General features: G+C 64.9%; 23 protein-coding genes. 16 read left to right on the forward strand and 7 right to left on the reverse strand.

All coding sequences use genetic code 11. The features are described from left to right. The gene (locus BLU29_RS14845) at positions 1 to 1389 is read right to left on the reverse strand and encodes an aspartate aminotransferase family protein (RefSeq protein WP_091059505.1); all 1389 of its coding nucleotides are present in this window, start codon (positions 1387 to 1389) and stop codon (positions 1 to 3) included. Positions 1390 to 1399: 10 nt separating this feature from the next. Further along, positions 1400 to 2176 (reverse strand): DeoR/GlpR family DNA-binding transcription regulator, encoded by a 777-nt coding sequence (locus BLU29_RS14850; protein ID WP_091059507.1) that lies wholly within the window; start codon positions 2174 to 2176, stop codon positions 1400 to 1402. A gap of 107 nt (positions 2177 to 2283) precedes the next feature. Here BLU29_RS14850 and BLU29_RS14855 point away from each other — a divergent pair, with 107 nt between their 5' ends. Genes BLU29_RS14855 through BLU29_RS14890 form a run of 8 tightly spaced genes read left to right on the forward strand, consistent with a single transcriptional unit; the run spans position 2284 to position 9484 of the window. Next, a complete protein-coding gene (locus BLU29_RS14855; RefSeq protein ID WP_091059509.1) occupies positions 2284 to 3627 on the forward strand; it encodes a neutral/alkaline non-lysosomal ceramidase N-terminal domain-containing protein in 1344 nt (447 codons plus the stop codon). 15 nt (positions 3628 to 3642) lie between these two features. Next, complete coding sequence (locus BLU29_RS14860; RefSeq protein WP_091059511.1) at positions 3643 to 5019, forward strand: FGGY-family carbohydrate kinase; 1377 nt, start codon at positions 3643 to 3645, stop codon at positions 5017 to 5019. A gap of 31 nt (positions 5020 to 5050) precedes the next feature. Next, entirely contained in the window at positions 5051 to 6016 is a 966-nt protein-coding gene (locus BLU29_RS14865; protein WP_091059513.1) for a dihydrodipicolinate synthase family protein, read from the forward strand. Beyond that, the gene (locus BLU29_RS14870; protein ID WP_091059516.1) at positions 6013 to 6525 is read left to right on the forward strand and encodes a hypothetical protein; all 513 of its coding nucleotides are present in this window, start codon (positions 6013 to 6015) and stop codon (positions 6523 to 6525) included. Before BLU29_RS14865 ends, BLU29_RS14870 begins: the two co-directional genes overlap by 4 nt. Next, complete coding sequence (locus tag BLU29_RS14875; RefSeq protein WP_091059519.1) at positions 6522 to 7082, forward strand: hypothetical protein; 561 nt, start codon at positions 6522 to 6524, stop codon at positions 7080 to 7082. Before BLU29_RS14870 ends, BLU29_RS14875 begins: the two co-directional genes overlap by 4 nt. A gap of 22 nt (positions 7083 to 7104) precedes the next feature. Next, positions 7105 to 7989 carry a hypothetical protein gene (locus tag BLU29_RS18185; RefSeq protein ID WP_157693915.1) on the forward strand — a complete coding sequence of 295 codons (885 nt, stop codon included), beginning with the start codon at positions 7105 to 7107 and terminating at the stop codon, positions 7987 to 7989. Continuing rightward, positions 7986 to 8765 carry a 3-hydroxybutyrate dehydrogenase gene (locus tag BLU29_RS14885; RefSeq protein ID WP_091059523.1) on the forward strand — a complete coding sequence of 260 codons (780 nt, stop codon included), beginning with the start codon at positions 7986 to 7988 and terminating at the stop codon, positions 8763 to 8765. Before BLU29_RS18185 ends, BLU29_RS14885 begins: the two co-directional genes overlap by 4 nt. Positions 8766 to 8824: 59 nt before the next feature. Further along, complete coding sequence (locus BLU29_RS14890) at positions 8825 to 9484, forward strand: HAD family phosphatase (protein WP_091059526.1); 660 nt, start codon at positions 8825 to 8827, stop codon at positions 9482 to 9484. A 338-nt stretch (positions 9485 to 9822) separates the two neighbouring features. Here the strand turns inward: BLU29_RS14890 and BLU29_RS18710 are convergent, their stop codons facing one another. Both BLU29_RS18710 and BLU29_RS18715 read right to left on the reverse strand, forming a co-directional pair. Then, positions 9823 to 9957, reverse strand: a complete 135-nt coding sequence (locus BLU29_RS18710; protein WP_255401084.1) for a hypothetical protein — start codon at positions 9955 to 9957, stop codon at positions 9823 to 9825. Between the two features lie 300 nt (positions 9958 to 10257). After that, positions 10258 to 11358 carry a substrate-binding domain-containing protein gene (locus tag BLU29_RS18715; protein WP_091059529.1) on the reverse strand — a complete coding sequence of 367 codons (1101 nt, stop codon included), beginning with the start codon at positions 11356 to 11358 and terminating at the stop codon, positions 10258 to 10260. A 60-nt stretch (positions 11359 to 11418) separates the two neighbouring features. Here BLU29_RS18715 and BLU29_RS14900 point away from each other — a divergent pair, with 60 nt between their 5' ends. Beyond that, complete coding sequence (locus BLU29_RS14900; protein ID WP_091059531.1) at positions 11419 to 12321, forward strand: dihydrodipicolinate synthase family protein; 903 nt, start codon at positions 11419 to 11421, stop codon at positions 12319 to 12321. 147 nt (positions 12322 to 12468) lie between these two features. Here BLU29_RS14900 and BLU29_RS14905 read toward each other — a convergent pair whose 3' ends face one another. The 3 genes from BLU29_RS14905 to BLU29_RS14915 are packed head-to-tail and all read right to left on the reverse strand — an operon-like array spanning position 12469 to position 15312. Further along, the gene (locus BLU29_RS14905) at positions 12469 to 13725 is read right to left on the reverse strand and encodes an MFS transporter (protein ID WP_091059534.1); all 1257 of its coding nucleotides are present in this window, start codon (positions 13723 to 13725) and stop codon (positions 12469 to 12471) included. Between the two features lie 55 nt (positions 13726 to 13780). Beyond that, positions 13781 to 14509: an SGNH/GDSL hydrolase family protein gene (locus BLU29_RS14910; protein ID WP_157693916.1), complete on the reverse strand. Its 729-nt coding sequence runs from the start codon at positions 14507 to 14509 to the stop codon at positions 13781 to 13783. 23 nt (positions 14510 to 14532) lie between these two features. After that, entirely contained in the window at positions 14533 to 15312 is a 780-nt protein-coding gene (locus BLU29_RS14915; protein WP_157693917.1) for an aldolase/citrate lyase family protein, read from the reverse strand. Positions 15313 to 15589: 277 nt separating this feature from the next. On the opposite strand from BLU29_RS14915, the gene BLU29_RS14920 reads away from it, so the two are divergent. From BLU29_RS14920 to BLU29_RS14950, 7 genes are all read left to right on the forward strand, one after another. Beyond that, complete coding sequence (locus tag BLU29_RS14920) at positions 15590 to 16609, forward strand: C-terminal binding protein (RefSeq protein WP_091059542.1); 1020 nt, start codon at positions 15590 to 15592, stop codon at positions 16607 to 16609. Positions 16610 to 16912: 303 nt separating this feature from the next. Next, positions 16913 to 18427 (forward strand): hypothetical protein, encoded by a 1515-nt coding sequence (locus tag BLU29_RS14925; RefSeq protein ID WP_157693918.1) that lies wholly within the window; start codon positions 16913 to 16915, stop codon positions 18425 to 18427. Positions 18428 to 18708: 281 nt separating this feature from the next. Continuing rightward, positions 18709 to 20220, forward strand: coding sequence for a hypothetical protein (locus tag BLU29_RS14930; RefSeq protein ID WP_157693919.1), 1512 nt, complete (start codon positions 18709 to 18711; stop codon positions 20218 to 20220). Positions 20221 to 20298: 78 nt separating this feature from the next. Further along, the gene (locus tag BLU29_RS14935; protein WP_157693920.1) at positions 20299 to 21477 is read left to right on the forward strand and encodes a sialidase family protein; all 1179 of its coding nucleotides are present in this window, start codon (positions 20299 to 20301) and stop codon (positions 21475 to 21477) included. Positions 21478 to 21650: 173 nt separating this feature from the next. Next, entirely contained in the window at positions 21651 to 22820 is a 1170-nt protein-coding gene (locus tag BLU29_RS14940) for a sialidase family protein (protein ID WP_091061185.1), read from the forward strand. A 13-nt stretch (positions 22821 to 22833) separates the two neighbouring features. Then, positions 22834 to 23727, forward strand: a complete 894-nt coding sequence (locus tag BLU29_RS14945) for a hypothetical protein (protein ID WP_091059552.1) — start codon at positions 22834 to 22836, stop codon at positions 23725 to 23727. 332 nt (positions 23728 to 24059) lie between these two features. Continuing rightward, positions 24060 to 26396, forward strand: a complete 2337-nt coding sequence (locus BLU29_RS14950; protein ID WP_091059553.1) for a TonB-dependent receptor — start codon at positions 24060 to 24062, stop codon at positions 26394 to 26396. Positions 26397 to 26538 lie beyond the last annotated feature (142 nt).

The following is a 26538-nucleotide window of genomic DNA, read 5'->3' on the forward strand; positions in this document are numbered from 1 at the left end:
TCAGGTGTAGCCCAGTTCCTTGGCCGTCTCGCCGATGGCCTCGTCGATCAGGTCGAGGCCCTTGTGCAGCGTGGCTTCGTCCATGATGATCGGCGGGCTCATCCGCAGGATATGGCCGGCGGGGATCCAAGCGAGGCCCTTGCGGAAGGCCTTCTGGTAAACGAGGGTGCCCGCCTTGTCGAAGGGCTCCTTGGTGGTGCGGTCCTTGACGAGTTCGATGCCCATGAGGCAGCCCTTGGCCCGGACGTCGCCCACGATCTTGTGGCGCGCCTTCATCTGTTGCATGCGCTTGAGCGCGAGCTCGCCGAGGTGGGTGGCATGTTCCAATAGTTTCTCTTCCTCGATGACCTGGGTGGAGATGAGGGCGGCGGCGCAGGCCATGGGATTGCCGCCGTAGCTGCTGGAGGCCGAGATGCTCTCGAAGCTTTCCTTGAATTTCTCGCGCACGGCGACGCAGGTGACGGGGAAGCCGTTGCCGAAGCCTTTGCCCATGGTGACGACGTCGGGCACGACACCCCAGTGCTCCATGGCGAGCCACTTGCCGGTGCGGCCCCAGCTGGTGAGCACCTCGTCCGCCATGAGGAGGATTTTCCGGTCATCGCAAAACTTGCGGAGCTTCGGGAAGAAATCGTCGGGCGGCATGACCGAGCCGCCCCAGCCCTGAATGGGCTCGAGGACGAAGCCCGCGACGGAGCCGATGGTCGCTTTGTCCAAGTATTCGCCGTAGAAGCGGAGGTAGGCGTCAGTGTCGATCGTGCCGTCCGGTTTGGTCCAAATGGGACGGTAGGCGTCGGGGCGGGGCACCATATGGGCACCCGGCGCGCGGACGGCGCCGTAGACGTGCGAGCGGATCTGGCCAAGGGAGACCGCACCGTAGGTCTTGCCGTGAAAATCGTTGAAGCAACTGATCGTCTCGTGCTTCCCGGTGGCGGCACGGAGCACCCGGATGCCGGCCTCGACAGCGGCGGTGCCGCAGTCATAGAGCTGGAAGCCATTGAGGTCGCCGGGAAGGACGGAGGCGAGTTTCTCCATCAGCTCGGTCTTTATCGGCGTGGTGAAGTCGTGGGCATTCATCAGCTGGCCGGCGGCCTTGGCGATGCCCTCGCTGATCTTCGGGTGGCAGTGCCCTAGCGTGGTGACGTAGATACCCGAGGAGAAATCGATGTATTCATTGCCGTCCACGTCGCGCAGAACGCAGCCGGCACCCGAATCGAAGGAGACGGGGAAGAGCTTCACCTGGCTGCTGAGGCCCTTGAAGTGTTTGGTGCACCGTGCGTGCCAATGTTGAGACTGGGGGCCCGGGGGCGGCACGGGCAGGTGCGGGACGCGTGAAAGGTCGACGCGGCCCCAATCGAGGGTGGAGAACGGCGCAGTGGCGGAGTGGTTCATGGGAAATGGTTCAGGGTTTGGCGGTGATGATCCTGGGCCCGAGCCTGGCGAAGCGCTTCAGCGCGGCCGCGGGGGTGGCGGTATCGGTGATGAAAAAATCCACGTCGGCCAGGGTGCCGGAGCAGGCGAGGGCGGTGAGGCCGATCTTGGTGTGGTCGGCCAGCACGCAGGACTTGTGCGCCACCCGGCGCATGATCTTGTCAACGCAGGCGAGGCGGAGGTCGGAGTTGTAGATGGCCCCATTGGCCCCGATGCCGTCGGCGCCTTGGAACGCGTAGTCGGCGGCGAAGAGTTCAAGACAATGTTCAGTGACGGGGCCCGTCAGATCGGGACTGCCGCGACGGATGACGCCGCCGAGGAGGATCACCTCGACGCCGGCAGCGTGCTGCAACTCGGAAGCGACGGCGAGACTCGGCGTGATGACGGTGAGATCCTGGCCGTCCTTGAGCAGGGAGGCGAGCTCGAGAGTGGTGGTGCCGTTGTCCAGGATCAGGCGTTGGCCGGGCTGGATCAACTTGCGGGCGGCGGCCGCGATGGCCTGCTTCAGCGGGCGGTTGTGCTCCCGCCGCGCCCGGTAGTCGAACTCCAGCATCATGCGTTGCGTGAGCATGGCGCCGCCGTGGGTGCGCTGGATGTGCGACTTGCCTTCAAGGGCGGCGAGATCGCGGCGAACCGTCATTTCGCTGACATCGAACTTGCGCGCCAATTCCGAGACGGAGACTCCCGGGTGCGCCGAGAGACGCTCGCGGATCTGGGCTTGGCGGGCCGCTGACGGGAGGTTTTTCACTCAGGCGAGTGGGCGATTAATGTTCGGAAATGTCAAATTAATACAATAAACAACAAATAATAACATTTACAGCTTCGGTCCGCCCGGCACAGTCGGGTGTCGTCCCAATGCAATCCCGCCTCCACTCCACGGCCACCGCCCTGCATGCCGGCGCGGCCACTTCCGATATCACCCCGCAAGACCGGGTGTTCCTTTATGGTTACCCCCATGTCCCGCGGCTCAGCACCGGGGTCCACGACCGGTTGGAATCCGCGGCCCTTTATCTGCGACAGGAGGGGCAGGCGGTGCTGTTCATCGCGAACGACCTGATCTTCGTCAGCAGGCAATTGAGCGGCGATGTGCGCCGCCGGATCAGCATCAAGACCGGCGTGCCCGCCGAGGCGATCGCCATCACCGCCACGCACACGCACTCAGGCCCGGTGACGGTTGACGGCCTGAGCCACCATGCGGATCCCGTGGTGCCGAAGGCGGATCCCAGCTACCTGCAGTGGGTGGCCGACAGCATGGTGGAGGCCGGTTGTGCGGCGATCCGGTCGGCGCAGCCGGCCGAGGCGGGCCTTGTTGTGGCACAGGCCGAGGGCGTGGGGACCAACCGCCATGATCCGGCCGGCCCGGCGGATCGCTCGGTCCCGGTGCTGGTCGTGCGGGCGCTGGCCGACCAGCGGCCCATCGCGTGCATGCTGGCCTATGCGATGCACACCACCGTGCTGCACGAGGACTCGACGCTGATCAGCGGCGATTTCCCCCATTTCACCCGGCAATACCTGCGTCGGCACGGGCTGGTGCCGGAACACTGCCCGGTGCTGTATCACAACGGGGCCTCGGGCAACCAGAGCCCGCGTCATGTCACCAAGGCCAACACTTTTGCGGAGGCGCAGCGGCTCGGCGAGCTGTTGGGGGCGGCCGTTGCCGACGCCATGCGGCGCATCGCCTTTCACCGGAGCTGCCCCCTGCGGGTCCGGCGGGCGCACGTTCCGCTGCAGCTGCGCGTGCTTCCCGCGGTGGCGCAAGCGGAGGCCCAGGCCAAGGCCGCATTGGAAAAGTTCCGGTCGCTGCGCACGGCCCAAGCGCCGCGGACGGCGGTGCGCACCGCCGAGTGCGACTGGTTTGGCGCGGAGGAGACGGTTGCACTGGCCCAAGCTGCTCTGGACGGACGGTTGCAGGCGGCGGCGAACCAGTGTTCGCCGGCGGAGATCCAGGTGTTCGAGCTCGGGACGTGGAAATTTGTTTTCTGGCCCGGGGAGTTCTTCGTGGAGTATGCCCTCGAGGTGAAGGGCCTCAGCCCCAATACCTTTGTCATCACCATGGCGAACGGTGAATTGCAGGGCTACATCGTAACACCCGAGGCGGTGGCCCGTGGGACCTATGAGGCGACCAACGCGGTGTTCGGCGCGGACAACGGCCGGCGCGTGGTGGCGGCCACACTCGGCTTGCTGGCCGCCCAAGACTAGACCCTTCTTGCTTCCATGGCCCTGTTGCTCGGCATCGACTTCGGCACCTCTTACTTCAAGGTGGGTCTCTTCGAGGAGACCGGCGACCTCCGCGGGCTCGGCCGGATCGCCGTCGACAAGGTCTCGCCGCTGCCCGGCCGCAGTGAACTGCCGGTAGACAGGTTCTGGCAGCTGTTGCGTGCGGGGCTGGCCGAGGCGTTGGCGCAAGCCAAGGCGACGTCCGCCGAGATTGCCGGGCTATCTTATTCTTCCCAGGCGAACACTTTCGTCCTGCTCGATCGCCAGGACGAACCACTGACCCCGCTGGTGATCTGGAGCGACCGACGGGCCCACCCGGTGGATCCCGCGGTGGCGGCGTTTGGCGACACTGCGCAATTCCAGCGCACCACCGGCTTTGCCGGCCTGGGGGCGGAATTTGCCGCGGTGAAGTGGCGCTGGTTCCAGGCGCAGCAGGCCGCACTCTGGGCCCGGACGGCACGCGTGATGACGCTGCCCGAATATTTTACTTTCGCCCTCACGGGGGAAGCGGCGGGAGATGCCAGCACCGCCGCCTTGACGGGAATGTATGCCACAGCGGAGGGTGGTTGGTGGCCAGCAGCCATCGATTTTTTCCGTGTCCCGACCACCGCCCTATGCAGGCCACTGTCGCCGGGATCGCCCTGTGGAAAGACGGTGCCCCGGGCGAGGGAACTGCTGGGACTGCCGCCTGGCGTGCCGTTTGCGGTGGGCGGGCTCGATCACTACATGGCCGCGATCGGCACAGGAATCGATCGGCTGGGTGATGCGAGCATATCAACGGGCACGGTCCTCGCCGCGCTGCAGCTGGTGGATCGGGTCGAGCCGGTTGCGCACTGCTACCACGGGCCACATTTTGACGGGCGTTTCTACCGTCTGGCCTTCGATCCGGCGGGCGCGGCCCAGTTGGAGGATTGCCAGCGCCAATTTGCGCCGCACCTGACGCTCGCGCAGCTGACCGCCCTTGCGGCGACCGTGCCCCCCGCCGCCGCCCCGGCCGCCGCTCGGTCCCAAGACCCCGACCGCCGCCTCGGCGGCATGGTGCGGGGCATCATGGAGCGCATCAGCACCACGCACCGGACCCTGCTCCAGCGGCTGCAGCCGCCCCGGCCCGTTTCACGGGTGATCGCAACTGGCGGGGGCGCCCGCAGCATGGAATGGCTGCAGATCAACGCCGACATCCTCAACGCCACGGTGGTGGCCCCGCGCTGCCCCGAGCGCGCCTGCCTGGGGGCCGCGGCGTTTGCCGCGGTCGCGGCGGGATTGTTTCCGAAGGTGCCGGTGGCACTGCTGGCGATGGTCCACGCGGAACGTGAGGTGCAACCCCGGGTGGAGGCCGTGGCGGTTTACGCCGGGGCCCGGGCCGCCGGGACGTGAAACCCGGCGCCACCCATCATTCTTTCATACCATGACGAAAAAAAGAATCGCAGGAATGGTCTGGTCGGCAACCCCGACGCCACTGACGCAGGATCGGCGCGTTGATGTTCCCTCGGTGCATCGCCTGGTGGAGCACCACGTGAAAATGGGCGTGACCGGCCTGATGCTCGCTGGCACCTGCGGAGAGGGCCCTTGGTTGTCCGACCGGGATCGCGAGACGATGGTCCGGACGTCGGCGGCCGCGGCGGGAAGGCGCCTGCGGATTGCCGCGCAAGTGACCGACAATTCGGCGGTCCGCACGCTGGCCAATATCGAGCAGGTTGCGGCGTGGGGCGCCGAGATCGCCGTCGTGGCGCAGCCCTATTTCTTCCTGAACGGGACGGCGGACCGCCAGTTGGCTTTCTACCGGGAGATCGCCCGGCACAGCCCGCTGCCGGTCGGATTCTATGACCGGGGCGAGGCCGGCTCTTATGTCATGCCGGAGACCCATCTCGCCGAATTCCTCACGGAACCCAACATCGTCATGGTGAAGGACAGTTCGCAGTCGCCGGCGCATCGTGACGCTTTCCTGGCCGCGCGCAAGTTGAGGCCGGCGCTGGTGCTGCTCGATGGCGACGAATTCGACTGCGTGAGCTACCTGCAGGCCGGCTACGACGGTCTCCTGCTTGGCGGCGGCATCTTCAACGCCAGCCTCGCCCACCGGATCATCCGCGCCGTGCGGACGGGTGATACGGCCGGGGCGGCCCGGCTGCAGGCGCGCATGAACGACCTGATGCTGCGGGTCTACGGCGGGTCCGGGATCGAGTGCTGGATGACCGGGTTGAAGGAACTGCTGGTGCAGATGGGAATTTTTTCCACCAATGCCAACCTGCTGGATTATCCGCTGACCGCGGAGTGCCGCCGGCAGATCGCCGATGCGGTCAGCGGCGCCGACGGACTGGGTTATCGCGCCGATCTTTTCGAACCGGCGTCCGCCAACCAAGGAACACCAAGATGAGCAAAGCCACCACCACCTCGCTGCCCTACCGGGATACGAAGCCCCAAGGTTCACCAGACTTCTACTTCGCCATCAACGCCACGTTCCGCTTCATCATTGCGCGTCTGGGCCGCGAGGGCTGGATCCGTTATCTTGAGCAGCTAGGGCATGGGTATTACACCCCGGTCAACCGTATCTGGAGCGAGGGGGGGCTGCCGGCCGTCGCCCGCTACTGGCGTGATTTCTTCGCCGCCGAACCCGGGGCCGTTACCGAGGTGGTTGAGCGACCGGACCGCGTCGAGGTCCACGTGAGCGAGTGCCCCCAGATCAAGCACCTGCGGGAGGGTGGGCGGGAGATCGTGCCCGTCTTCTGCCAGCATTGTTATTTCCTCGGTGCGGCCCGGGCGCAAGCGGCGGGCCTGACCATGCGGCTCCGCGGTGGCAACGGCAGCTGTTGTCACACCTTCGCCCACCCGGCGGCAGGGCTGCCCCCGCAGGATCTGGTCGAGATCAAGGAGGCCCGGTCATGATCGGTTGCTACGATTTTTGCGCCCATTACGAGTGGACCTTCGACTGGCTGGAGCAGGCCGGCGGCCACGCACTCGTGCGCGACTACTGGAACGAGGCGATCAACCACGATTCGCAGCGGCATGCGCGCGACGCGATTCGACGCGAAGGTTTCGCCGGCATGGTCAAGTATTGGGGCCATACGCTGGTGGAGGAATCCCCGGACCTCGGGTTCTCGATTTCCTCCGGTCCGGACTTCTTCCGCATCGACATGCACGATTGTCCCTCGAAGGGCTTCCTGCTGCGCAACGGGCTCCAGAGCTACCGGGACTACTGCGACCACTGTATGGGCTGGACCGGGCCCATGATGCGAGAGGCGGGCTTCGTCATCGATCACGAGCACAACCACCGCGGCCAGTGCTGGTGGGAGATGCGGCCGGCGGGCACGCCCGGCGGCCACTCCGCCGTGGGCGCCCGTTCGGGTTCCAAGGATGTGCGCACCCTGCCGCATTGGCGGCCACCGGGGACGACGCTCGACCGCTATAACAAGGCGACGGATCCAGACGACAAGCTCGCGTAGTTTCCCGCCTCGTCCCGCTGCCATGAAGACCAGCCCAAAGCGCGCCGTCGGCGGCACCGGCGATTCCAGTGCAGGCCGGTCACGACGGCTCCTGCTCTTCGCCTCGCTCTGGTCGCTGCGGCAGTATCCGTCGAAATCGCGCGAGTGGTCTTGGACAAAGAAGTTTGCGGCCATTCGTGACGCCGGCTTTGACGGGGTCTTTTCCCCGCCCATTCCCGAGATGGGGGAACGGGCGGGATTGCTCTACCTCGCAGTCACGAGTGCCGGCGGGAGGACACGATGGGCGCCGACCTTCGCCGCCGCACGCCGGCTGGGGGCAGTGGGGCTGTGCGTCCAGCTCTGCGGCTACGACACGCCATTGCCCGCCGCTCTGAAGGCCGCGCAGAAAGTCCGGCGAGCTGCCCGCCGGGTGCACCTGCCTTTCGCGATCGAGACCCACCGCGGAACCTGCACGGAGACGCCGGAGACCACGCTGGCGCTGGCGCGAACCTACCGGCGCGCCACCGGTGAGAACCTGCCACTGTGCCTGGATCATTCGCATTTCGCCGTGGTGCGCCACCTGGCGCCCACCGAGTTGTGGACGCGGCTGGCCCGGCCGGCCGCACTGCTGCGGGCGGCGACCCAGTTCCATCTCCGCCCGTTCAACGGCCATCATTGCCAGCTGCCCGCGCTCGATGCCGCCGGCCGGCGCACGCCGGAATACCGGGACTGGCTACGCTACGCGGCGGCGCTCCTCGCCCACGAGCGCGACCGTCCGACGTCCGCCGGGCCGCTCATGGTTGTCGCAGAAGTCGGCCATGCCGTGCCGGCCTATCGGCTAAGCGGTTTTCCCGACACTTGGCGGGATACGGTGAAGGTAGCGGCGGATTTGCGCCGGCTGTGGCGCCGGGGGAGGGTGCGGGAATGAAGGGCAAGGTTGCGCTGGTCACCGGTTCAACCAGCGGCATCGGGCTCGGCCTGGCCCGGGCGTTGGCTCGCGAGGGCGCGCACGTGATGTTGCACGGGCTCGGGCCGGCCGCCGAGATCGAGCAGCTGCGCGCGACCTTGGCCGGGGAGACCGGCGTGCAGGTGCATGCGCATGACGCCGATCTGGGCGGGGTGGGTGAGGCGGCGCGGCTGGTGGCCGACACCGAGAGGATTTTCGGCCGGCTCGACATCCTGGTCAACAACGCCGGCATCCAGTTTGTCTCCCCGGTCGAGGACTTTCCGCCGGAGCATTGGGCGCGCATCCAGGAGATCATTCTCGGCTCCAGCTTCCACGCGATCCGCGCCGTGGTGCCCGGCATGAGGCGGCGCGGCTGGGGCCGGATCATCAACCTGGCGTCGGTCCACGGCCTCGTGGCTTCGCCCTTCAAGAGCGCCTACGTCGCCGCGAAACACGGGCAGATCGGCCTCACCAAGACCGTGGCGCTTGAACTGGCAGAAACCGCGATCACCTGTAACGCGATCTGCCCCGGTTACGTGCGGACGCCGCTCGTCGAGGGGCAGATCGAGCGCCAGGCGCAGCTGCACCGGCTGCCGCGGGAACAAGTGATTCGTGACGTGATCCTCGCCGCCCAGCCCAGTCGTCGCTTCGTGGAGGTGGAGGAGGTCGCCGCGCTCGCGGTTTTTCTCTGCGGTGAGCCGGCACGTTCCATCACGGGGGCGGCGATCGCCATCGACGGCGGGTGGTCCGCGCGCTGAGCCCATGGGGTTAAACAGACAGGCTCAAAACTTCGGACACCGGCCCAAGCCGCTCGCGAATGCAACTGAACCCTGAAGGCGTTATCTTTGACCTCGATGGCACTTTGATTGCATCCGAGGGCATCTACCGCGACGCGTGGCGGCAAGCTGCCCGGGAGTTGGGAATTGCACTTACGGACGAGGTCTATGCCCGCTTGATTGGACTTAACCGCCACGACACCATCATAAAGCTGGCCGAAATGTGGTCTGGGCGCGAGCAGGCCGAAAGCTTCGTGGACCTTTCGCAGCACCACTACGACACCATGGTAGCCAAACAAGGTCATGCCTTACGGCCTGGTGTGCGAAGTTTGCTCGATCATTTAGCCCGACAAAAGATGCCTCTCGCGGTGGCGACGTCCTCGGCCCGGCAACTGGCACTTGATACCTTGGCGGCAGCAAAATTGACTGACTACTTCCAGGTGGTGGTCGGAGGCGACGAGATTGCAAGGGGCAAGCCGGGCCCAGAAATCTATCTCGAGGCCGCCGCCCGTTTGGGTTGCAATCCCACCAGTTGCGTTGCTTTCGAGGACTCTGTGAACGGTGCAACAGCCGCACTTTGGGCGGGTATGACAGTGGTGCTCGTCCCGGAACTGGGAACGCCAGCGCACGATCGGCTCGCGCGGGTGATTCGCCTGGGTGACCATAACGCCGCGATCGATCTCTTCCCTGCTGGGAATTGAGAAGGGGACGTCCGCTCATCAAGGTGCGCGCAATCCCGCGCATTGCAAGGTTGGCCGACCACGTCGGCATGCTCCGCGATAATGAAGCGCCGGGACATATGAAGAACCCGTCAGTTTTGATTTAGCCTATTCCCAGTCACTCTCAATATCCGAGTCAGAAGTGACAGAATTAGCTCCGTCTACGGGCAAGCGCACCTGCTGAAGCCCGCGAATGCACGGCGGAGGTAAGCAACAAGGGCCGTCCACCCCTGGACGGCCCTTTGATTTCTAACACACTGACGTTACCCTAACACCTAAACTATTGAACGAGGAATAAGACGTATTTGGCTGGGAAACGTTCAAAAGTTCTCCGCGATGAAGCGGATCTCGGAGCAGGTCGCCGTGGCGGGCAGGGCTCCGTTGCCTCGGGCGAACAGCCGGAATAGGAGGAACGCCCACGTCGTCAAAGCCCAGGCCGTCGTGGAACTGGGCATGGGCCCAACTAGCTCGCGGGACGCAGACTCACCGTAGGTTGAACCGACTCAGGCAGGGTGTCCCGACCTCGCCCTCATCCGCCGCAAGGGTTGCGGGTGAAGGTTGGCGGCGAGTCACGCTCTGTGGCACTATGGCAGGATGTATACTCCTCGCCCCGATCGAAGAGCGCCAGCTTCTCAAAGTTACGCGCCGGTTCGCCACTGGAGCCCGCCTTAATCGCTACAGCAAGCTGACGGACCCGTATGCCAAGATGTCGTGACTGGCGCCCGGGCGGGCGGGACGCTCCGCCGCCCGGGGTTTCAGCCAAGTTGTTTCACGGTCCCGCCAGGGAAGTATTTAGGGAAGATCAGGTTGGGTTGCGGCTCGAGATTGCCGTGATTCACCATCTGGAGCATCAATCGGGAAAGCCGGTGAGCGAAGGTGTCGTCCTGCGGACTGTAATACGCGATCGGCGGGCTGACCGTCTCGAAAATGTGGTCATGGTCGCGAGCAATGAAGGAGACGGTATCCGGAACGGTCAGGCCGTGCTTTAGCAAGTAGAGAATGACGATGAACACGTGCTGGGGCTTGGCCACGAGCAAGGCGGTGGGGGCGTGGGCGGAGTTGAACAAGACGTCCAGCTTGGCGCTGATGTTCTGGGCCGTTCCGTTGTGGCGCACAATGCTCGCCCGGGCGTCGATCTGACGGTTGAGTTGGATGGACTCCATGAAGCCGACCTCGCTGGCGAGATCGCCAGCCACCCCTGAATGGGGCACAACCAGTGCCATCCGGCGATGACCCTTCGAGAGGAAAATGCCACCGGCGTGACGGCAGACCGAGCGGTAGTCGATGTCCAGCGAGGGCAGCTTGACCTCGCTGTGGCAGGAGCCGAGCACGAGGGCCGGCACCGAATTTTCGGAGCACCACTGCTGAAGATCCTTGCTGACGGAAAGGAGCACGCAGCAGAGGACCCGGTTATGCCGGACAAATTCCTCGAGTTTGCGCCGCTGCGCTCGCACGCTTTGTGCCTGGCATACTAGCACTTCAGTGGTGAAACCCTGCTCGGAGAGGTGCCCGCGCATTTCGCTGATGATTTGGTAGGTGGCGACTGCCAGATGGGTGAATGGTTCGGGGGTAACGAGGCCGATGAGCCGGCTCTGCCGTTTGGGGGCCTGACGTGGTTGGGACAACAGGCGGTTGCGTCGGCCCTGGTGTATTTCGACCATTCCCTTCTCGGAAAGCATGCGCAGCGCAGTGCGAATGGTGGGGCGGCTCACGCGCAGCATACCGCATAGGCGGCGCTCACTCGGGAGGTATTCCCGCCAAGTGCCGTCGGTGATCGCCTGCTTGATCGAGTCGGCAGCTTGGGCCGCCAACGACATACGTTTGGGGATCTCAAAGGGGAGTGGGGAGCTGTTCATAAATAATTACCAGTAGTTTATGATAGTTGAAGCGGGGGCGCTGTGACTGCTTAAGAGACGATGAAATTGCTGCCCTCCGTAAGAATATGGTCTGCTGCACCGACTCCGCTCACCCCGGATTTTCGCGTGGACGTGCCCTCGGTTGAGCGAATGGTGCAAGACGCCGTTCGTCACGGCGTGCACGGATTGTTCCTGGCCGGCACCTGCGGCGAGGGGCCTTGGCTGCAGGACCGGGAAAGGCAGGTCTTGGTGCGGACTGCGGTAAAAGCGGCCGGCGGCAAGCTGAAGATTGCCATGCAGGCTTCCGACAATTCGGTGCCGCGCATCCTGGATAACACCCAAGCGGCGGCCGAGGCCGGCGCGGATTATGTGATCATCGCCGCGCCAGCGACGTTCTTGAATGCGACGCCGGAGCGCGTGGTGGCGCACTTCACCGAGGCCGTAAATGCCAGCCCGCTGCCGGTGGGGATCTATGATCTGGGGAAGCACCGCCCGGTGGTCATTCCCGAGGCCCGGCTGAAGGAAATCTACCTGCTGCCCAAGGTGCATCTGGTGAAAGACAGCTCCGGTGACAAGGCGCGCCGCGCCGCGGCCCTGGCCGCCCGCCAGGAGAAGCCCGCGCTGCAACTTTTCAATGGCGATGAGTTCCGGTGCTTCGAATACCTTGAGGTCGGATACGATGGTTTCATGTTTGGCGGAGCGGCGGCCGTGGGTCCGCAACTCAATCGCATGGTCCGGCTTTTCCGCGCGAACCAATTGGCCGAGGCCCAAGCGCTCGATGCCGACATGAAGCGCATCCTCTACGGGATTTACGGCGGCCAGTCCATCGCCTGCTGGCTCACCGGCTTGAAATACTACATGATGCGCCGCGGATTGTTCACGACAACCAGCAGTTTCCTGGGCTACCCGCTGACCGAGGAGTGCCGCGCGTTCATCGAACGCTACGCGGAAACGGGCTTGTAAACGATCGCATCTGGACGAAAGCGGGCGGACGGTCATGCGCGGTTGATTGATACGCCACACCATTGGTAACATGTCATGACCAGGAAAGCTTTTATACAGGTAAAACGAACTGACCAGTAGCCCGCGGGCCGAGGGAGCCCGGGCGGGTCAGGCCGCGCGGGCGGCTTTCCGGCGGCGCAGGGCGAAGAGCAGCCCGGCGCAGACCAGGAGATTGGCGGAGGCGAACTGGAAGACCCGGCTGACGTCGATCTGGGCATCCCGCAGGAGTCCGCCCACGTAGATGCCGGCGGCGCCCACGAGGCAGCTGAAGAAAGTCGACAGACCCCAACTCATGGCCCGGTAACGGGCGTCCACGACCAGGCAGAGAATCGGCATCTGGTTGGCGTCCGCAAAATTCCGCGCCATCCCGTAGACGACCAGACCGCCCAGGGCCAGGGCCAGCGTCCCGGTATTGGCGATAAGCAGCACAGCCGGGGCGGCCAGGCAGAGGCCGACCACCGGCACGAGGATGCGGGCTTGCTCGTTCGTGCGGCTCCAGCGGTCGGCCCAGGCGCCACCGACCAGCATGCCGACCAGGGCAGCGACGTTCAGGTAGATCGTGGCGGACAGGCCGGCCGCCCCTTGGGAGAGATTGAAGTGTTCCTTGATATAGGTGGGCATCCAGCCGACGACCGACCAGCTGACCACGCCAAGCACGCAGGCGTAGACGAGCATGACGAGATAGCCGCGGTTGGTCAGAAGGTGGGTGAAAGCCTCGCCGATGCGCAGGGTGGGGACGGCGTCCTTGGTGGAGGGCGCGCCTTCCGTCGCGGGAGGATCGCGCAGCAAGGCCAGCAGCAGCCCCGAGAATCCCACGCCAACCAAGCCGAAGAGCTGAAAGGCATAGGCCCAGTCATGGCTTTCCGCCAGAGATCCGCCCAGTCCGGCCAGCGCGCCGCCGCTCATGGCGCCGCTGAGAAGCAAGCCGGAGGCCAGCGAGCGGGTGGCCCCCCGATGGTATTCCACGATGAGTGCGACGGAGGCCGGCATGCACGCGGCTTGGGTCACACCCATGAGTGCCCGGGTGATGAGCAGCTGTTCATAGGTCCTGGCGCAGGCGGTCAGGCCGGTGACCAGGGACCAAAGGAAGAGACTGCCGATGATGACGCGGCTGCGATTAAACCGGTCCGCAAAATAGCCGGCGAATGGGCTGCAGATGGCGTAAACGGTGAGAAAGACCGCCGTGAGCAAACCGAACTGCGCCTCGGTCATGGGAATCGCCGCGTTGAGCGAACCACGCATGGTCGTGACCATCAGTCGGTCGAGATAGCTCAGGCCCGCGGTGACCCAGAGCAGGGCCACGGTCAGCCAGGCACCGGGGGGAGGTTGGAAGGAAGCGGCCGAGGGCTGAGTGGACGCGGGCATGGGGATTGAGGTGGGCCGGGTCGGGCGGCCACGGGAAGACGGCGTCAGCCCGAGTTCAAGGCCGGGTGCTTGCGGCGGCGGAGTCGTAGCGCCCGATCGCCTTGAAAAACTCGATCGCGAACTGGCGATGGCCGGCGCCATTCGGATGGATCGGATCCGCCAGCCATTCGCGCCGCCCCGCGACCGTCGGCCTGGCCTCGAGCCAGCGGGTCCAATGATCGATGAGGATCGTGCCGGTGGAACCGGCCACCTGCGCGATGATTTCATTGTAGGCGGGCAGGTCGGTGCGCGTGAGAGTGTCGGGGTTGTCTGTGTCCACGGGATTGGTGCGGTGGAGCAGGGGAATAGCCCCGGCGACACGGACCTGCCGGACCATTTCGCGCAGTTCGGCCTCGAACGCGGCGCGCCCGGCCGGGCCGGCAACGGCATCGTTCATACCGATCATGATGGAGACGACATCCGGATGGAAGCGCAGCACCCGCCACGCGAAGTCGGCCCGCAGCCCGGCCGTCTTTTCGCCCGAGATGGCGGAGTTGACGAAAAAGTCACGGCGACGGTTCATTTCCCACCGGACACGTTCCTGGATCAACTCGGGATAGGACCGCTCGCGGCCCAGCCACTTCGCCCCCTGAGTGATCGAGTCTCCCGAGATTACCCAAGTCAGCGGCTTGGACGGTTGCGCAAGCTCCGCCTGCAGGGTCACGAGGTCGGCCAAGGGTGTCGGTTCAGGAGCGGGCTGGGCCTGAGAAAAGGTCGCGGCCATGCCCAGGAATGCGGCGGCCATGGGGCGCAGGCGGGTAACGGCCGTCATGATCGGGCGATGCCATCCGAGAGATTTTTCGCATAGACGGGCAGCATTGTCATGATCGCGCCAAAGTCGCTGCCGTGGGCGATAAGCTTGCCGCCTTTCCGGACGATGCGCGCGATTTGCTCGACATTCCCGGCGGGCCGCCCCCAGGCGATGCGATGTCTTGCCGCCGCTGCGGCCACGGCGTCCTCGGCCCCGGTCATCTTGGGGTGGCTCCAGTCCATGGGGCAGTCCAGCCGGATGGACAGGTCGCCGGGTCCCAGGAAGAGTCCGTCCACGCCCGGCGTGCCGGCAATTTGGTCGAGATTCGCGAGTGCCTCGGGGGTCTCGATCTGCAGGATCAGGAAGGTCTCGGTGTTGGCCGCCGCCGGATACTTGTCGGCGGCGCCGAGATAGAAGTTGTTGTCAAGGCTGGCGCCGTCGAGGCCGCGCTGGCCAAGGGGCGGGAATTTGACCGCGGCGGCGAGGTGGGCGGCGTCCTCCGCGGTATCGACCAGCGGAATCATCAGGGCGGTCACCCCGTCCTCGAGCAGATGGTAGAGCTCGTTGGCATTGCGGCTGCCGGTGCGGACGAGGCAGTCGATGTTGGCGAGATGATGGAGGGCGGCCAGGCGCTGGATCTCGCGCCGGTCCCAGGTGTTGTGCTCGGCGTCGAGCCAGAGGGCGTCAAACCCCGCCCGGGCGGCATGGGCCGGCATCATCGCCGTGGGGTAGTAGAGGGCGGCGATGCGGGCGGGGAGACCCTGTTGCAGCCGGGAGCGGATGAGTGAGGCGCGCATGGGATGATGGAGGATGGTTCCGGACGGGAGGGGCGGCGATCGGCTGCGAGCTGATCGTAACGGACGACACCATCGGGCGCCGGCGCCAACCCGGCAATGCGGGAACAGGAGCAACCACAGGTAAAATTTTATGGCCAGTGGCCCGGGCGGGGCACCGGCGTGCCTGGACGACCGGTTAGGAAATGTTACCATGGGATAATTTTTGTCGGCAACGGCACCCTGGCGTCAGGATCGTTCCCCGGTAAAAGCACCTTTAACCGCCAACCCCCGTCCGCCCATGCCCAGCCGCCCGCAGATCGTAAATGTAGATTGCAACTTCACGTATGAGCTGGAGCGCCGGCGCATCGAGGCCGCCGGCGCCGACCTTGTCCTGCGGCGGGCGCGCACGGAGGACGAGATCATCCTGGCCTGCCGGGACGCGGCGGTGGTTCTCTTCGAAAACGCGGACACCCCGCTGAACGCCCGGGTCATCGCGGCGCTGCCGAAGTGCCAGGCCATCGTGCGGTATGGTGTTGGGGTCGACAGCATCGATCTGGTGGAAGCGACGCGGCAAGGCGTGGTGGTGGCCAACTCGGCGGACTACTGCACGGAGGAGGTTTCGGATCATTCTACGGCCCTCATTCTGGCGGCGGCCCGCCGGATCGCCGTCCTCGATCGAAGGATCCGATCGGGCGGTTGGGTCGGCTACGATCCGCAGCAGCCGCTGCGTCGCGTCGCCTGTCTGACCTTGGGCCTATTGGGCTGGGGGCGGATCGCCCAGGCCGTTGCGCGAAAAATGTCCGGGTTTAACATGCGGATCATCGTGGCCGACCCCTACGTGCAGTCCCTTCCTCCCGGTTCTCCGATTGAACTGGTTTCACGCGATCAGCTGCTGCGCGAGTCGGACCTGCTGTCCCTTCATCTGCCGCTGAACGTGGAGACCCGGCACCTGATGAACGAGCAGACGCTCGGGCTGATGAAGCCGACCGCGTATCTGGTGAACACAAGTCGCGGCGGGATTATCGATGAAGCTGCGCTGGTCCGGGCCCTGCAGCAGGACAGGCTGGGGGGCGCGGCCCTTGATGTGTTCGAGGTGGAGCCATTGCCCGCCCCCAGCCCGTTGCGCACGCTTGAACAGGTCACCCTGACGCCGCATTACGCGGCTTCCTCGCAGGATTCAATGCGGCATCTGCACGGCACGGTGACGGATTCAGTGGAAGCCCTGCTCGGCGGGCATTGGCCGCCGTTTCCGGTCAACGGCAAAGTGGTGCCGCGGGAGGCCCTGCGGCCGTGGAAGGATTTTCGGCCGGGACGCTAAGCGATCGGGGCCGCTCCGCACCGACCGATGGAGGGCCGGATGATGCGGTGCCGGGGGGACGTGCGGGATTGGCCGAGAAAGGCACGACGCTTTGGTGCGGGCGTTTCGGGCCGGACATGTTTCCACCGGTCGGATGGCCAGCGGGATTGCGCGCGCCGGTCAGGTATTCTTACCAGAAGTCTTCTTTTGTCGCGGCTCGCTACGCCGCGCCATAAAAGACGCGCCCAGTGGTCTCCCCATCCCTTGCGAACGAATCCTGCGATGAACCGGCCTCACGTCCCGCTCCTTTCCGCCCTGCTCCTGTTGCTTGCCGCCGCCGGTTCCATCCGCGCGGTGGAACCCAACCAGGACGAGGTGATCGACCTGGGCGCGCGGCGCGAACTGATGGTGGACGAGTTCCTGATCGCCCAGAAAAGCGGACTCGAGCTGAGACTGCATACGCCGACGCCCCGGGAGATCGTGATGGTCCGCGATGCGCCTTGGGAAGGCAGCGGCAGTGATTTCGAGACGCTGATCCGGGAAGGGGATCTGATCAGGATGTATTACATAGGCAACGAGCTGACGAATGCGGACGGCACAACGCTGCATCAGGACCCGATCACGGCCCGGAGCCGCGAGATTTACGCCTGTTATGCGGAGAGCCGCGATGGCATCCATTGGGTGAGGCCCGAACTCGGCTTGTTCGAGTTTCACGGTTCAAAGCGGAACAATATCGTCTGGTCCGGACCGCAGCTGGACAATTTCACCCCTTTCCGGGATGCCAACCCGGCTTGCCCGCCGGAGGAAAAATATAAGGCCATGGCGGCGGGCCCCGGCGGTCTGTTCGCGCTGAAGTCGGCAGATGGCACGCACTGGTCCTACCTGGCCGGGAATCCCGTCATCACGCGCGGAAAATTCGACTCCCAGAACAACGCCTTCTGGGACCCCCTGCGCGGCCATTACTGGTGCTACCTGCGCGACTTTCATGATCGCGATGGCCAGCCCACCAACGACACAAAAACGGGAATCCGCGACATCCTGGTCACGACCTCCACCGACTTCCGGACCTGGAGCGAACCCCGGCGCGTGCAGTTTGGCAAAGCGCCGGACGAAGCCCTTTATATCAACGGCATCCAGCCATACGCGCGTGCCCCGCACCTGTTCGTCGGCTTTCCCGCGCGTTACGTTGACCGCGACTTTTCGCCGGAGGCGATGCGCACCCTGCCGGATCCGGAGCATCGGCAGCGACGCATGCAGTTTTCCCACCGCTATGGCTCGGTCGTGACCGATGCCATGTTCATGAGCAGCCGGGACGGCGTGAGCTTCGATCGCTGGGGGGAGGCGTTCATCCGCCCCGGTCCGCAGCGCAAGAACAACTGGGTGTATGGCGATGGCTTCGTCGGTCTGGGACTGATTGAGACCCCGGCCGAGGATCCCACGACCGAACCGGAGTTCTCGCTCTACATCCATGAGGATCACTGGAAGGGACCGACCCGGCTGCGGCGGCACACGCTGAGGATCGACGGGTTTGTCTCACTGCAGGCGCGTCAGTCACCGGGTGAATTTGTCACTAAGCCCCTGCGGTTTTCGGGACGAAAGCTTTCGGTCAATTTCTCCACTTCAGCCGCGGGTGCGATCCGGGTCGAATTGTTGGGCGCCGACGGCCGGCCCCTGCCGGGTTATTCCCTCAAGGAATGCGATGAGCTTTTTGGCGATACGCTGGACCGGACCGTCACCTGGTCCGGCCGTTCGGAGATCAAGGTTCCCGCCGGACAGGCCGTCCGGCTCCACATGGTTCTCAGCGACGCGGATCTCTATTCGCTGCAGTTCCAGCCATGAGCAACGGCGCGCGCGGACAGCCGTTGCGGTCCGCGGCCGAAGGGGCCGACCGTATCGGCCGGGAAGGCGGCGAAGGTTCATGAATGAGACCGGGGAGGTCGCACGGCATACCTCGGCCCGGGCTGGTTAGCCTGGATTACCAGCCGGGCGGCGTTGTTTTCGATGTCGGCCCGGGGCTGACTCCGTGACAGCCGCTTGAGGCCGGTCCGCTTCCGGCTTGGCGGCCACCATGCGGTTGTCCGCCGCCGGGCGAGATGACGGCGGACAAGCGGAACCCTTTCATGACAAAACCACTCATCGCTGTTTGCTCCGCTCTGCTTGGCCGGGCTGCCCCCGGCGCGTCCCGTCCGTCGGCAGGGCTCGCTTCGGGCGGGACCCACTGGTTCGTGACTTGGACCAGTTCCACCGGTGACCGTTTGCAGGCGGTTGCGCCGATCGGAGCCGGCGATTGGTCGAGGCCGGTGGCGATTCCGCCCGACCGGGCAACGACGGCCCCCGAGGACGCGAACCTGCCGCCGGGCATCTTGGCCGAGGTCAAGCATGGCGGAGGGAAAGTGATTTTGCGCAGCGCACGCCGGGCCCCCGGCGTGCGGCCGGCGTTTCCCAGTGCGGGTCTGATCATCAGTCGGGCCGCTGACGGCGGCTGCCAGGACATGGCCTTCGCCGACGATCCGCCCGACGCGGAGATCCTGGCCGTGGCGCTGCGGGTGCAGGGCGACAACCTGCTGGCGGTCTACCTTGTCGCCGACGGGGGTGGATGGGTTGCCTGCCGGGCCTTGCGATTCTCCTTGGCGTCGGAGCGGCCCGAAGGCGATGCCTGGCGCCAATTGCCCGTCTATCCGCGATCGCCTGGCGTCGCCGCGGTGATCGCCGGGTTTCACGACGGCATGCTGATTGCGGCGGGTGGCGCCAATTTTCCCGATCGTCCGCCGTGGGAGGGTGGGGTGAAACGGACCTATGATGAGATCTACGCGCGATCCCTGGAGGGCGCGGAATGGCGGGCGGTGGGCCGGCTGCCGGCTCCGCGGGCATACGCCGCGGTCGTCAGCGTGCCCGCCGGCGTGCTGGCCATCGGGGGTGAGAATTCCACCGGGGTTTTCCAGGACGCCCTGATGCTAAGCTGGCAAGGGGGGAAGATGGCCATCAAGCCCGCGTCTTCCTTGCCGGTGGCACTGGCCAGCCCGGCCGCGACGGTGCTCGATGGCAAAGTCTACCTCGCCGGCGGCTATGCCGCCGGCACTCCGCGGGTCAGCACCAATCATTTCTACTGCCTGGATCTGGCGAACCTCGCCGCCGGCTGGCAGCCGTTGGCTCCTTGGCCCGGGCCGTCCCGGGCCCTCGCCGTGATGGCCGCACTGGATGGAGCCGTCTACCTGATCAGCGGACTCGAGATGAATACCGGGGCCGATGGGAAGCAGGCCGTGCTGAATTACCTTACGGACGCTTATCGCTACCGTCCCGGCAAGGGATGGGAAAAGCTGCCGGACTTGCCCTGGTCGGTTGTGGCCGCGCCCTCGCCGGCGCCGGTCTCGCCTCGGCCAGGCCGGGTCTTTGTATTTGGCGGAGTCGATGGCCGGCAGGTCGGCAAGACCCCGCGTGACCGGCGCGTGCCCGAGGACATCATCTATTTCGATGTCACCCGCCATGAGTGGCGCCTGTGGTCCGAGGCCTGGCTCGAGCCGGTGGTGAGCGCCCCGATCGTGAGCGTGGGGAATGAATGGGTGTTTGTTTCCGGGGAAACCATGGCCGGCCATCGCACGATGGCGGTGACCGCGTGGCGTCCGGGAATCTAGTCCCATGCCCGCCGGCAAGAAAATCCCCGGGCCCCCCGCAATCTCACGCGTTTGTCCACCCTTATGTTCCAACCTATCATGAAATCATCCTTCACCGTTTCGCGCGCCCGATGCCTCGTCCCGTTGCTGCTGGTCTTTTTGCTCCCGGCGCAAACTTGCGCCGCACCGGCATTGCTGGAGCAAACCGACGTGTTCGTGGCCGGGCATGACGGCGTGTTCCAATACCGCATCCCCGGGATCATCACATCGAACCAAGGCACGCTGGTCGCCTTCTGCGACGCCCGGATGGAGAGGGCCGGTGATCCGCCGAATCGTATCGATCTGGTCATGAAGCGCAGCGTTGACGGCGGGAAAACCTGGGGACCGCTGCGGACGCTGGTTGACAACGGCAAGGGGGCCGTCGCGGATTCCTGCGGGCTGGTGGACCGCCAGACGGGCACCCTGTGGATTTTCAGTGTCTACGCCCCCGAGGGGGTTGGCAGTCAAAACGCCGCCGACGGAGTTGCGGGCGCAACCTTTCAATTCAAAACGATCACCAGTGACGACGACGGCCTCACCTGGTCAGGGCCTAAGGATTTCACACCGATGATGAAGCGGCCGGATTGGGCTGCCGGCTCCACCGGGGTGGGCAACGGCATCCAGATGAGAAACGGCCGGCTGATCCTGCCCCGATACAACGCCGACTATCGCCGCCCGCGCGCCACGCCCGAGACGGCGACCTCGTTCGTGTGCTACAGCGATGACCACGGAAAGACGTGGAAGATGGGAGCGCCGGTCCAGGGTGCCGGCGGCGCGAACGAATGCCAGGTCGCGGAGCTGACCGATGGCACCCTGATGATCAACATGAGGGGCATGGCGGGCAACGCCCGCAAAGTGGCCTACAGCAAGGACGGTGGCGCGACCTGGTCGCCTCCGGTGGAAGATCCGGCGCTGATCGAGCCGCGCTGTCAGGGCAGCCTATGCCGGCTCACGGGCGCTTCCACGCCTGATCGTAGCCGGCTGTTGTTTGCCAACCCCGCCAGCCTGAAGCGGGAGAATCTGACCGTGCGTCTGAGCTTCGACGAGGGACGCACTTGGGTGGCAGCGAAGTCGATCCACCCGGGCCCCGCCGCCTATTCGTGCCTGACCGGGCTCCCCGATCAGAGCGCGGGGTGCCTCTACGAGTGCGGGGAAAAGGACCCTTATGAGAAAATCACCTTCGCCCGCTTCAACGTGGAATGGCTGACGGATGGGAAAGATACGTTGATGTCACGCTGATGCCCCGGTCTTGCTCGGTTGATCCGTCTGCTGCCGATATCATCGGTCGCCGGGTTCCATCACTGCGCCGTTTGCAACGGCGGACGAGTGGTCTCGCCGGACCGGAACAGGTAAGCTTATTTGCCATGTAGTCGATCCTTTCAGGCTGCTTCAGCCGTCCCATGATGAACCCGATGTCTACTCCTACTATTACCCTTGCCGACAAAGTTTTCTCCCCGTCACGGCGGATGCTCCTCGTGGGTATTGCCGCCGGCCTTCTCTCTGTTTCGAGTGTCGCGGCGAGTTTGCCGCCCCACGATCTTGATCCGACGCCGGAGCATCCCCGGAATTCCGAAGGCAGCTATCTGACGCTTCGCTCCGGGCGGATCCTGTTCGAGTACTCGCAGTTTTCAGACGGCCAGCAGGATCACAGCCCCTCGGCTATTGCTGAAATCCATTCGGACGATCAGGGGCGGACATGGAGCCAGCCCAAGGTGGTGGTCCCGACCGGCACTTATCAGAATGTCATGAGCGTTTCGCTGCTCCGGCTCGCCAGCGGCAAGATCGCGCGCTTCTACGCCGTGAAGAGGAGCAAATGGCTGGACTGCCACGCCATGATATCGCTCTCGAGCGATGAAGGGGGCACCTGGTCCGAGCCCAGGCCCGTGACCGCCGCGCCGGGTTACTTTGTCCTGAACAACGATCGCGTCATCCAGACCAAGACCGGGCGGATCATCGTTCCTTTCGGTTTTCATCGGAGCCGGGGCGTCGCGGATGAGGAGTCGTCGTGGGATCCTCGCGCCCTCGCGATCTGGTATTACTCGGACGACGAGGGCGCCTCGTGGAAGGAGTCGGACACGTGGTGGGCGATTCCCGCACTGAGCACCTCGGGCCTGCAGGAGCCTGGCGTGGTCGAACTTTCCGATGGTTCGGTCTATGCCTGGTTCCGCACCGACCAGGGCGCGCAATATGAGTCCATTTCCAAGGACAATGGTGTGAGCTGGAGCCTGCCCCGCCCAACTGAATTGAAATCCCCCGTGTCGCCGGCGAGCATCAAGCGGCTGCCGCATTCGGCCACCCTCATGGTGGTTTACAACGATCATTCCGGCAAGGTGCCGGCGCCGGCGAACCCGAAGCAGCGCGCGCCGCTGGCGGTGGCGTTTTCGACCGACGGGGCCAGGACTTGGGGACCGTCCCAGGTGATCGAGGACGATCTCACGGGGTGGTACTGCTACACGGCGATCCACTTTACCGATGATGCGGTGCTGCTCTCTTACGTGGCCGGCAATGCGGAGATCGGCCGCCTCTCCCGCTTGCGGCTTCGCCGAATTCCGTTTGCCTCGTTGCCCGTCCCCCCGAACTGACCGCCGCTTGCGCATGATCCGCTGGCTGCCGCTGCTGTGCGTCTTCCTGGTGGGCGCGAGTCCGGCCCGGTCCGGTCCGGCGGATGGCGCCTGGCCGCTGCGCGCGAGGGCTGTGCTGCACGAAGTGATGGATCACGAGGAGAGTTGGATCAAGGTCCACGCGGCGGAGGCGCTGATGGCGGTCGGTGAGGCCGGCGCGATCCGCGGGCGTTTTCTGGAGTTCGTTCCGTCGGTCGATGCACGGCCCTACCGCGTTGGGGTCTGGCGCGTGCTGGCCAACACTTCTCCGACCCCGCGCGAACGGGATGCCTGCCTGGCCCGGGTGGAAAGGATCTTCCTGAACCCGGCATCGGCCGACCGCTCCCAAGCCCTTGAAACCCTGTGCAAACTGCGCCACCCGGTCACCGGACCGACCCTCGACGAGGTGCGGAAGATCGCCGCCGACCCGCAGGCGCCGCTTCGCGGTCTGGCCCTCTGGGCTCTCCGGCTCACCCAGGAACGCGACGCGCTGGAATCGCTCTGCGCTTTGCTCCGGTCGCCGGATGAGGGCGAGCGTCTGGTCGCCGCCTATGCGCTTCGTCTGCTGCGCGAGGATAATCCGGCGGCCCTCGGCCAGTTGGCGCGGGCCGCCGGGATTGAATCGCCCCGGTCCCGGGCCTACCCGTATCTCTTGAGTGCGGCGTTTGCCCTCAACGCGGATCCGGCGCGCCGTCCGGCCTGGCGGATGGAGCTGGAAAAAATCCTGGCCACCGGAACCGCTGCGGCGCGCTTCGAGGCTTGCCAGGGCCTGCTTGAACAAATCACGGCGGCCGACCTGCCGCGTTACGGACTCCTTTTGGACGCACCGGACAATGACACCCGGGTGGGCGCAGCCCTGTCCATATTGCGGGTCTGGTCGGGGCGGTAGATGTCGGGGATGGCGCGGGGTTCAAATCCGCGACCGCGTCGCTCTCGCGGTGCGGGCCATTCCGGTCGGCGACGGCCGCGGCGATCCCGGCCCAGCCGGCGCCGCATTGGTACCGGTCTCCCCGTGGGCGGACGCGGTCGGAAGCATTCGTTGGCGGGCGGGCGATTTAACGCGGATTATTCCAAGCCGGCGTTTACTTGTCACATTGTATATCCAGTAGTCTGCTCTTCTCCCCCCAACCGGGCGCAACATTCTCGCCAGCGATGAAGACACCTAAGACACACCTCTGCGTTACCACTCCATCCCTCCGACTCGCGCCAGTCTGGTTGCGGATGTTGCCAGCCTGCCTCGCGCTCGTGTTCCTCTCCGTTCCGGTCTGGGCGCAGTCAAGCGGGGCTTCCGCGGATGACAAGGATGCGCAGATCGCCAGCCTGAAGGCCGAGGTGGAGCGCCTCAAGGCGGCCCTGCATCAGGGTCCGTCGGCCGACACGCCGGCCCAGGCGGCGGCTCCATCCCGGTCTGCCCAACAGTCTGCAAGTAAAAAATCCGGCGGCGACGCGACAGGCGCGGCGCCGGCCAGCGAGGATAATTCGCTGCTGCATCTGACGAAGTTCGAAGTGCGCTCCACGCAGGGCGTGGGATATAGCCAGGGCAATTCGGCCTCGGCGCTCAAAACCTCCGAGCCCTTGATGAGGCTGCCCGCCCAGATCATCGTGGTGACGAGTGACATGATCAAGGACATCGGTTCTCATTTCGCCTCTGACATCCTCTCCTACGCCGGTCTGGTGCCCTATTATCGCGGGCCGGCGATCCTGTCCCGCGGTTCGCGCATCGGTAATCCCTACATTGACGACGTTCCCCAGGCGACCGGCATCGGTCTCTCTGACAACACCAACATCGATACGTATCAGGTGATCAAGGGGCCGCAGCAGGTCTTGTATCCACTGGCTTCGCTGGGCGGTCTGGTAATTGAGACAACCAAGAAGCCTTTGCCGGGAGTGACGCAGGGCATCTTCGATGCCCGGGTCAGCCAGTGGGGCCGTCATACGTTCACCTTCGACATCAATCAGCCGCTGGCGACCGTCGACGATGCGAAGTTCACCGCCCGGCTGGTGGGCATCGAGCAGTCGGGGCAGGGCGCTTTCTACAACTCCAAGGATGACAAGCGCGGCATCTTTCCGAGTCTCTCGCTCGACTGGAAGAACACGATCGTCCAGCTCCAGTTCGACCACGAGGTCTTCCACTACCTTCCGGGCGGCACCGGCATCCTGACGCCGGACGGCAACGTCTACACAGGCCTCGGTGTGCGCAATCAGAACTCCCCTCCCGGCAATGCGGATACGAACACCCAGAATGACGCCCGGTTCAGTTGGACCCAGATCGTCTCCGAGAACTGGCAGGTGAAATCCCAGGCCACTTTCTTCAACGTGAAGCGCCTCGGCTCGGTTGCGTTCCCCACCACGGTCAACTGGAACAACAACACTATGACCTACACGCTCCGGAAGGACAATGGGTTCAACGAGGCCCTGGATGTCCAGACCGACGTGTCCGGGCAATACAACATCAAGTCCATTCCCATGCGGACCGCGTTTGGCTTCAATCTCCATGATCAGACGATCAAGAGCGAATTCTGGGTCAAGCCCACGGTCACCATTCCGATCGGCGATGCGGCGGCCATCAACAATCTCGTGCTGCCCCCCATCGATTCCTATACTCCGCCGGCCAATCCCGGTTCCCGCACCAAGCAGTATGTTTCGAACGCCTATTTCATGCAGACGGCTGACGTGATCCCCAACTGGCTCACGTTGGTCGGTGGCTTCACCTATTCCAACATCGAGACGATCGCCGACACCAATCTGGCGCTGCGCAATCCCTTTACCGCGACGGACTCCAACGCGCATCAATACCTGCACCGCTTCGGCGCGGTTGCCTATCTCACCAAAAGCATCACGGCCTACGTGTCGCAGTCGACGACCTTCAATCCGGCGGTCGGCGTCACCTACGACAACTCCCCGCTGCCTTCCGTTCTGGGCAAGAGCGAGGAAGCCGGCCTGAAGGCGAGCTTCTGGGATGGCAAGCTGTCGGCCTCTGTCGCGGCCTATAAGATGGAGCTGACCAATCAGGCGATTTTGGCCCCCTTTCCGGCCCTCAACGTCGCCGGGCTCAACTACTACATTCCGATCGGCACCACCAATTCGAGGGGTTGGGACGCTTCGCTGACCTTGGCCCCGCTGCCCGGCCTGCAGATCGTTGCCACGGGTTACATGGGCACGGTTCACGACCAGAACGGAAATCCCATCACGGCGACCGTCGAGAATTCCTGGAGCACATTCGGGCGCTACGACTTCAGCAAGGACAGCCCGCTCAAGGGCCTGGCGGTCGGTGGCGGCGCGACCAAGGCGGGCGGGAAATGGTTCAACATGGGTGGCCTCGTGCTGCCGAATGGGGCCGCGTTGCCCACGAATAGCAGCGGCAACGCGCTGTTCAAATTGAAGCAGGATGTCCTGGTCAACCTGTTCGCCGGCTACCGCCTGAACCGGCATTGGAACTTCCGGATCGATTGTCAGAACGTCCTCGACAAGGTCTACCCGATCGGCGCCCAGGGCGTGGGTCTTGTCGATGCGGTCGAGCCGCGCTCGTTCAGTTTCCAGACGACGTATCGGTATTAAGCCGGGATTTCTCTGTTCTCCCCGCCGCCGTCCGGCTTCGCGATCCGCGGGGTTGGACGGCGTTGGTTTAAAGATGGGTGCGGGCATTCTCCGACCGAAGCGGCGGCGGTCGCGGCCCGTGCGTTTAAGCCCGCCCAATTTC

It is taken from the genome of Opitutus sp. GAS368 (assembly GCF_900104925.1).
In the GTDB taxonomy this organism is placed as follows: domain Bacteria; phylum Verrucomicrobiota; class Verrucomicrobiia; order Opitutales; family Opitutaceae; genus Lacunisphaera.